The 7,061-nt window shown below is 69.9% G+C and carries 5 protein-coding genes; 4 read left to right on the top strand and 1 reads right to left on the bottom strand.

The annotated features are described in order from the left end of the window. The first annotated feature begins 117 nt into the window (after nucleotides 1-117). Together ACWGKQ_RS07550 and ACWGKQ_RS07545 are read left to right on the top strand one after the other, a co-directional pair. Nucleotides 118-1,209, top strand: coding sequence for a SagB/ThcOx family dehydrogenase (locus ACWGKQ_RS07550; RefSeq protein ID WP_453290933.1), 1,092 nt, complete (start codon nucleotides 118-120; stop codon nucleotides 1,207-1,209). After that, complete coding sequence (locus ACWGKQ_RS07545; protein WP_453290932.1) at nucleotides 1,206-2,450, top strand: MFS transporter; 1,245 nt, start codon at nucleotides 1,206-1,208, stop codon at nucleotides 2,448-2,450. The genes ACWGKQ_RS07550 and ACWGKQ_RS07545 overlap by 4 nt, the downstream gene beginning before the upstream one ends. Before the next feature lie 46 nt (nucleotides 2,451-2,496). Here the strand turns inward: ACWGKQ_RS07545 and ACWGKQ_RS07540 are convergent, their stop codons facing one another. Beyond that, complete coding sequence (locus ACWGKQ_RS07540; protein ID WP_453290931.1) at nucleotides 2,497-4,344, bottom strand: BTAD domain-containing putative transcriptional regulator; 1,848 nt, start codon at nucleotides 4,342-4,344, stop codon at nucleotides 2,497-2,499. A 1,532-nt stretch (nucleotides 4,345-5,876) separates the two neighbouring features. On the opposite strand from ACWGKQ_RS07540, the gene ACWGKQ_RS07535 reads away from it, so the two are divergent. Continuing rightward, entirely contained in the window at nucleotides 5,877-6,320 is a 444-nt protein-coding gene (locus ACWGKQ_RS07535) for a helix-turn-helix domain-containing protein (protein ID WP_453290930.1), read from the top strand. 77 nt (nucleotides 6,321-6,397) lie between these two features. Continuing rightward, nucleotides 6,398-7,030, top strand: a complete 633-nt coding sequence (locus ACWGKQ_RS07530; RefSeq protein ID WP_453290929.1) for a hypothetical protein — start codon at nucleotides 6,398-6,400, stop codon at nucleotides 7,028-7,030. The last annotated feature ends 31 nt before the right edge of the window (nucleotides 7,031-7,061 follow it).

Raw genomic sequence — 7,061 nt, 5'->3', positions numbered from 1 at the left:
CTCTGATAGCCGCCCCGTTAAAAGTTCGCCGGGGGGTCCCTGCCGGCGGCCCGGTCAAACGGCACGGACGCGCGACACCGGCCGGGCCGAGCCGCCGGAGACGAGGAGTGGGGGACCGTGAAACTTCGCCTGATCGACCCGGTGTTCTTCAGTGTCCGTGCGGACGGCACCTATATGTCCAGTCCGAGGATCAAAGGACGGCTGAAGGTGCATCCCTCGGTGGCCGGGGTCCTCACCACGGCCGTGCACGGCGTCGACCCGCAGGCACTGGCGGCCGAGTCGGAGGCCGTCGCCCACGCGGTCGAAAGGCTGCGCGGACTCGGTTACCTCGTCCCGGTGGACGACGCCGGGGACGACGAGCTGCCCGGGCCCTGGCGCGAATGGGGCGCGCTGACCTGGCAGTTCCACCAGAGCATCCGCGACACGCCCTTCATCCGCCCGGAGTCCGAGGGGGTCGACGAGTACCACGAGGGGCTGCGGAACCGCGTCCGCCCGGCCAACTCCAAGAAGACGCGGCCCGATGAGGATGTGCTGCTGCTGCCGCGGGTCCGGGCGCGCATGCCGGTGTCCTTCCAGGACGTGCTCGAAGGGCGGCGCACCCACCGGGACTTCACGGGGGAGGCGACCCCGCTCGACGCGTTCGCGACCCTGCTGCACTACAGCTTCGGACCGCTCCGCTTCATCGACGCGGGTCCGATGGGTGTCCTCCAGCTGCGGGCGAACGCGTCCGGCGGCTCACGGCACGAGACGGAGGCCTACGTGGTCGCCCTGAACGTGCGGGGGGTGGAGCCCGGGACCTACCGCTACGACGGCATCCGGCACGGACTCGTTTCCGTGGGGGAGCCCGTGTCGCGCGAGACCATGGAACACCTCACCTTCCGGCAGGGGTTCTTCGAGGCGGCCGGTTTCGGGGTGTTCACCACGGCGTTCGCGACGCGGATGTCCTGGAAGTACCGCAATCCGCGCGCCTACAAGGTGCTGCTGCACAACGTCGGCCACATGGCCCAGGTGTTCTCCATGACCGCCGCGGCACTCGGCCTGGGTGCGGCGATGACGGGCGCCTTCCGGGACACCGAGGTGGAGGGTCTGCTCGGCTCGCCCGGACCGGACGAGTTCGCGACGTTCGCCCTCGCCTGCGGAAGGCCCGTGCTGGGTGACGCCGACCTGCCGGCCCGGTACCGGGTGCCCGTCGTGCCGTTTCCCACGTGAGCGGACCCCTGGCGCACGCGGCCTTCAGGACCACGGCCTGGGGCCGTACCGCCGGCTTCGTCGGCAACGGGATGGCTCCCGTGGCACTTTCCTTCGCCGTTCTCGACCTCACGGGATCCGTGACGCAGCTCGGTCTGGTGGTCGGGGCCCGTTCGCTGGCCGCGGTCGCGACCACGCTCTTCGGCGGTGTCCTGGCCGACCGGTTCCCGCGCCGGATGCTGCTGCGGGGCACGTCCTTCGGTGCGGCCGTCACCCAGACCGTGGCCGGCCTGAGCCTGCTCGGCGGGGTCGCCTCGGTGCAGCTGCTGATGCTGCTCTCCGCCCTCAACGGGGCCTTCGCGGCGGTGGAGCTGCCGACCACCACGGCCCTCGTCGCCCAGACCGTCCCCCCTGACCTGCTGCGCCGGGCCAACGCGCTCCTGCGCACGCTCACCGGCATCGCCACGGTGTGCGGAGCCGCCGCGGGAAGCGTGCTCATCGCCTGGGCGGGGCCCGGCTGGGGGATCCTGGCCGACGCCGCGTCCTTCGCTGTGGCGGGACTGTTCTTCGGCCGGATCCGATTGACGGCGACACCGCGGGGGGCCGGCCGGCGTTCGCTGCTCGGCGACCTGCGGGCCGGCCGGGAGGAGTTCTTCCGCCACCGCTGGCTGTGGACGGTCGTCCTGCACGCCTGCGCCTGGCAGCTGGTCTGGGCGGGCAGCGTTCAGGTCATCGGCCCCGCGGTGGCCGAGGCGCACACCGGGCCACGCACCTGGGGGCTGGTACTGGCATCCCAGACCGCGGGCGCCATCGCGGGCGGAGTGCTCGCGCTGCGCTGGCGGCCTCGTGCGGCGCTCGCCACCGGTGTGCTGCTGACGGCGGTGAGCGCGGCACTGCCCTGGTCCCTGGCGGCCGATCCGCACCCCGAGGCGCTGATACCGGCCGCCTTCCTGGCCGGTACGGCCATGGAGCAGGTCGGCGTTGCACTGACCGTCGCCGTCCAGGAGCGGGTCCCGCCGGGACTGCTCGCCCGGGTGACGTCGTACCAGGTCCTCGGTTCACTGGCCGCCGTTCCGCTGGGCCAGTTCCTGGCGGGCCCGCTCACCGGCGCGTACGGGCAGGGGCGGGTACTGGCCGCGGCGGGCCTCTGTATCGTCACGGTGACGCTGGCCGTGGTGGCCGTACCGGATGTCCGGTCCGTGCGAACCGGGGATCGACCCGGCATGTCTCGCGCGCAGGCACGGAACGGGCCCGCCCGTTGACCGGGCCCGCGGCCAGTGCCGCTCCTCGGCCTCGCTTCCCGGCGGATCAGGCGACGCACCCCCCCACCGGGCCGTTCGCCGCCTTGCCTGCCTCGGCCTCGGCCAGGAGTCTCGCGTACTGCCAGGCGAGAACGTCCATGTGGAGGCGGTTCGCGCCGTCGACATGGATCAGGTGCTCCGCGAACAGGGAATCGAGCATCTCCGACACCTGTGGTCGGGGCAGGCCGGTCAACCTTTCCAGGTCTGTCAGGGAGGAGGCCGGACCGGAGAGCGCGCCGAGAGCTCTGAAGAACGCCACCGCCTCGGGTCTGAGCCGTCGCACGGAAAGGGCGAGCGAGCGCTCCATCGACGAGCTCTGGTCTCCGGCGAGGGCCAGACAGTCCAGCGGATTGCCGTACCGCAGCGCCTCGGCATGGTCGGCGACGCGGCATGCGGGATGCATGACCAGGTTGGCCGCCGCGATGCGGAGCGCAAGCGGGGAGTATCCGCACCGGGAAGCGATCTCGGCTGTGGCGCGGGGCTCCGCCTGGGTGCGTTGAGCTCCGACGACCCGCCTGAGCACCTGGAGCGCGTCGTCGTGGGACAGCGGGCCGAGCTGGAGCATCGCCGCGCCCGCCTTCACCAGCAGGCCGCCCAGGCGGTTGCGACTCGTGACCACGGTGAACGAGCCAGGAGCGGGAGGCAGCAGGGGGAGCACCTGCCGCACGGACGCCGCACCGTCCAGCACGAGCAGGGCGCGGCGATCGGCGAACTCGCTGCGGTACAGCGCCGTAAGTTCGGCCAGGTCGTGGGGCAGACGGGCGGAAGAAAGCCCGTACTGGGACAGCACGCCGCGCAGGATGTCGGCCGAGGTGAGCGGTGGGCGGGCGGCGTGGCCCTGCAGGTCGACGATCGCCAGTCCGTCCGGAAAGTCGCCACGACGCCCTCGGGCCCATTCCAGGGCGAGCGCCGTCTTGCCGTTGCCGGCGGCCCCCACGACCGCGACGGTGCGGGCGTCGTCGCGAACGCTCTCGGCCAGGATCGAAAACCTGTTCAGTTCGGCAGCCCGGCCGATGAACCCGCTGGTGGAGGACAATATGGAGGTCACGGGCACGGCCGTGCGGACCGCAGGCCGGTCCCTTCTGGGCCGAACCCCCACGGTGACCGGTCCCCGCCACCGGTCACCGATCAGATCGCGCGGCCACTCCTTGCCCGTACGGTCGGCCTGCAGGACCAACTCGTGCGCACGTCGCAGCTCGGAATCGGGGTCCAGCCCGAGCTCGTCGGCCAGCCGGGCCCGTGTCTCCTCGTAGGCGGCCAGTGCCTCGCTACGCTGCCCGGAGCTGTACAGCGCCCACATGCGCAGCACGGTGAGCCGCTCGTGGTGGGGGTGTTCCCGTACGGAGTGGGCCAGTTCCTCGAGCAGGCTGTCGTGCTGACCGAGTGCCAGCCGTGCCTCTGCCCGCAGAGTGAGCGCGGAGAGGTACATCTCGTCGAGTCCGGCTCCCAGGCAGTGCACCAGCTCCGATGAGGCGTCGCTGCCCAGGATCGGGCCCTGCCACTCGTCGAGCGCGCGGTCCAGCAGCGCGGCGCACTCACCCGCACTTGAGGCCCGGTCCGCCTGGCGGACGAGTGACCGGAAATGATGGACGTCGACGGACTGGGGCGCGACGTGCAGCGCGTACCCGGCGCCGTCCGAGGAGATGACGGGTCCCTGCTCCTCGGACCTGACTCCCTGTAACAGGCTCCGGAGCCGGGACACGTGCGTGTGCAGACTGGAACGTGCACTACCGGGCACCGTCTCGCCGCTCCACAGCAGTTCGATCAGCCGGCGGACCGGGACGGTGTGTCCCACTTCGAGGAGGAGAAGCCCGAGCAGCAGTCGCTCCCGGCGCCGCCCGATTTTGACCCGCACGTCTCCAATCTGAACCTCAATACGTCCCAGTACTTGAAAATGACACCCCGTGGAAAACATACGGCGATCATGAGCCATCGCCGCAAACCTCTGCAAGCAAAAAAAATGGCTCTTCGCTTCCTTCTACGGGTTGTCGGAGACTTCTTGAGTAGGGTCGGTTATGGTCAAAAGAACTCTTCTCGGTAATGTCTCATGACATTTCGTGATCTTAGTTCAGGTGGTGCGGCCGTGTTCGGTTCCCCATCTGTTTTTCGTCCTGTAGTCAGGAGTGGCGCTGTCGGCCGTGGCAGTTACCGTCGCCTCCGTCGGCCTCGTTGGCCCAACTGGCCTCCATGGCCGCGGCGATGACGCTGAGGGGCGGTCGCGTCAGTCACCGCGACCCTGACCCTCGCGGCGCTGGGCAGGCGCGAAGAACGACAGCCGGCCGTCCCCGGTACACGCACCGGCGTAGTTCGTCGAGGACCCGCTCGGTGAAAGTCGGATAGCTCTTGCAGTGCGAATACGGGTGTCAGTTGAAGTAGGGGTTGACGGTCTTTCGGATCTCTTGGACTAATACCTCGATGCCGGGTGTGCTCTCCATCAACCAGCAGAAGTCGGCCGGGACACCGAACAGTTAGAGGGAAGACGGGATCAGGTCAGTTCGAGCATGTTCGTGTAGTAGGCGGCTTCGGACTCCGGATCGTCGTGACGGACGCTCCGCCTGAGGCCGAGGGCGTCCGTCGGACGCCGACCGGTCTTCCTGTGGAAAATACCGATCTTGTTCCTCTCCCGGCAGAGTCTCTTCGCGGCCTCGCAGGCCGCGCGGACGGCGAGGCGTCCGCGCGCCCAGACGCAGTGGCCCGGGCAGATGACGTCTTCCTGCCGGGCCCGGAAGCGCAACCGCGGCTACGCCCGGCAGCGAATCTTCCGCGGAGATGGCGCCAAGGGACCACACATCTACGACTTGGCTGTCGCCCAGCCGCCCCTCGACATCGTTTTCGATCCGCATCCGCCCGCCCATCACCGCTGGGTGATGGCGCGCCGCAGCCTGGCCCCGATGAGCTCGCCCATTGCCTGGCCTGTGCGCCCGGACCTCGTACTGGTCCTGGCCATGCTCGCGTACGCCTTCCTCGCCGCCATGACCGCGTCGCGGTCGAAAGGGGGGCGGCAGCAACGACGGAGCCGGACGGTCCCGCTCGCTATGGCTGAGGTCGGGCGTCTGCCGGCAGCTGGTGGCCCCTGGCTCGCACGGCATGGGGCCGGTGCACTGTTCTGGTCCCACTGGCGCAGGCGCCACCAGGGCATCGCTCGCGCCTGCCGCTACCGCAGACGAACCCGCCCCCGATCTCCCGTCAGCCCGCTAGGCTCGAAACTACGCCTCTGACCAGCGGTAACGGTGAAGTGCACCGAGCAGTTCCAGTGGGGAACCCGGCACAAGCACCGGGAACGGACAACACCTGTCGTGCCTGACGCTCGGCCGTCCGGGTATGGCGCGGCGCACTTTTGCAAGCAGGTGCTTGCAATTGTTAGCGGGGGTGGGGCAGGGTGGAGGCATGGCATCGCTGAACGTCGGCAATCTCGGTGAGTATCTGCGTGAACAGCGGCGCAACGCGCAGCTGTCGCTCAGGCAGCTCGCCGATGCCGCCGGGGTGTCCAATCCGTACCTGAGCCAGATCGAGCGCGGGCTGCGCAAGCCGAGCGCGGAGGTGCTCCAGCAGGTCGCCAAGGCCCTGCGGATCTCCGCCGAGACGCTGTACGTCCGCGCCGGAATCCTCGACGCCGAGCGGGATCTGAACGAGGTGGAGACCCGTGCGGTCATCCTCGCCGACCCCACCCTCGACGAGCGGCAGAAGCAGGTGCTGCTGCAGATCTACGAGTCGTTCAGGAAAGAGAACGGCTTCGGGTCGGGCGAGGAACGCGCGAGCGACACGGACACCCCCGGCGCCGAGGGCGACGACGCCGACAGCGAGACCGATCCGCGGCGGACGGCCGGATGAGCCGGCCAAGCGCGCCGGCCGCCGCGCCGCGGATCACAGAACCCTCAGTCGAACTTTAATACGGGAGGACCATCACCATGGCCATCACCGACGACCTGCGCAAGACCCTCAGCGACCCGACTCCGTTCTACTTCGCCGCCGGCACCGCCGACCTGGCCCTCCAGCAGGCCAAGAAGGTCCCCGGCCTGGTCGAGCAGCTGCGCAGCGAGGCCCCGGCCCGCATCGACGCGGTGCGTCACACCGACCCGAAGGCCGTCCAGGAGAAGGCCGCCGCCCGTGCCAAGGAGGCCGGTGTCAAGGCCAAGGAGGCGCAGGCCAACCTCCAGTCCAAGGTCAACGACTTCATCGTGTCCCTCGACGGCGACCTCAAGAAGCTCGGCGAGTCCGCCCAGGACTTCGCCCTGCGCGGGGTCGGCGTGGCCGCCGAGTACGCGGTCAAGGCCCGTGAGACCTACGAGAAGGTCGCGGAGCACGGCGAGCAGGCCGTGAAGACCTGGCGCGGCGAGGCCGCCGACGAGATCGAGGACCTGGCCATCGCCGTCGAGGGCAGGCCCGAGCCGGTCGTGGTCAAGGAGGAGGAGAAGAAGGCGGAGGCCCCGAAGGCCGCCGAGGCCAAGCCGGCCGCGGCGAAGAAGGCCCCGGCCGCCAAGAAGACCCCGGCCCCCCGCAAGGCCACCCCGGTCCGCAAGACCACCCCGCCGGCCAAGTAACCGGCCGCGGCGTCAGCAGAACGTACGAGCC

The sequence above is a fragment of the Streptomyces sp. NPDC054770 genome, assembly GCF_053611985.1.
Note: the sequence above shows the minus strand (reverse complement) of the source record. Positions and strands in the feature narration are given on the sequence as shown.

Bases quoted from the DNA above. Each gene is read 5' to 3' on its own strand.
- ACWGKQ_RS07535 (WP_453290930.1), top strand. From the start codon at position 5,877: ATGGCATCGCTGAACGTCGGCAATCTCGGTGAGTATCTGCGTGAACAG.
- ACWGKQ_RS07530 (WP_453290929.1), top strand. From the start codon at position 6,398: ATGGCCATCACCGACGACCTGCGCAAGACCCTCAGCGACCCGACTCCG.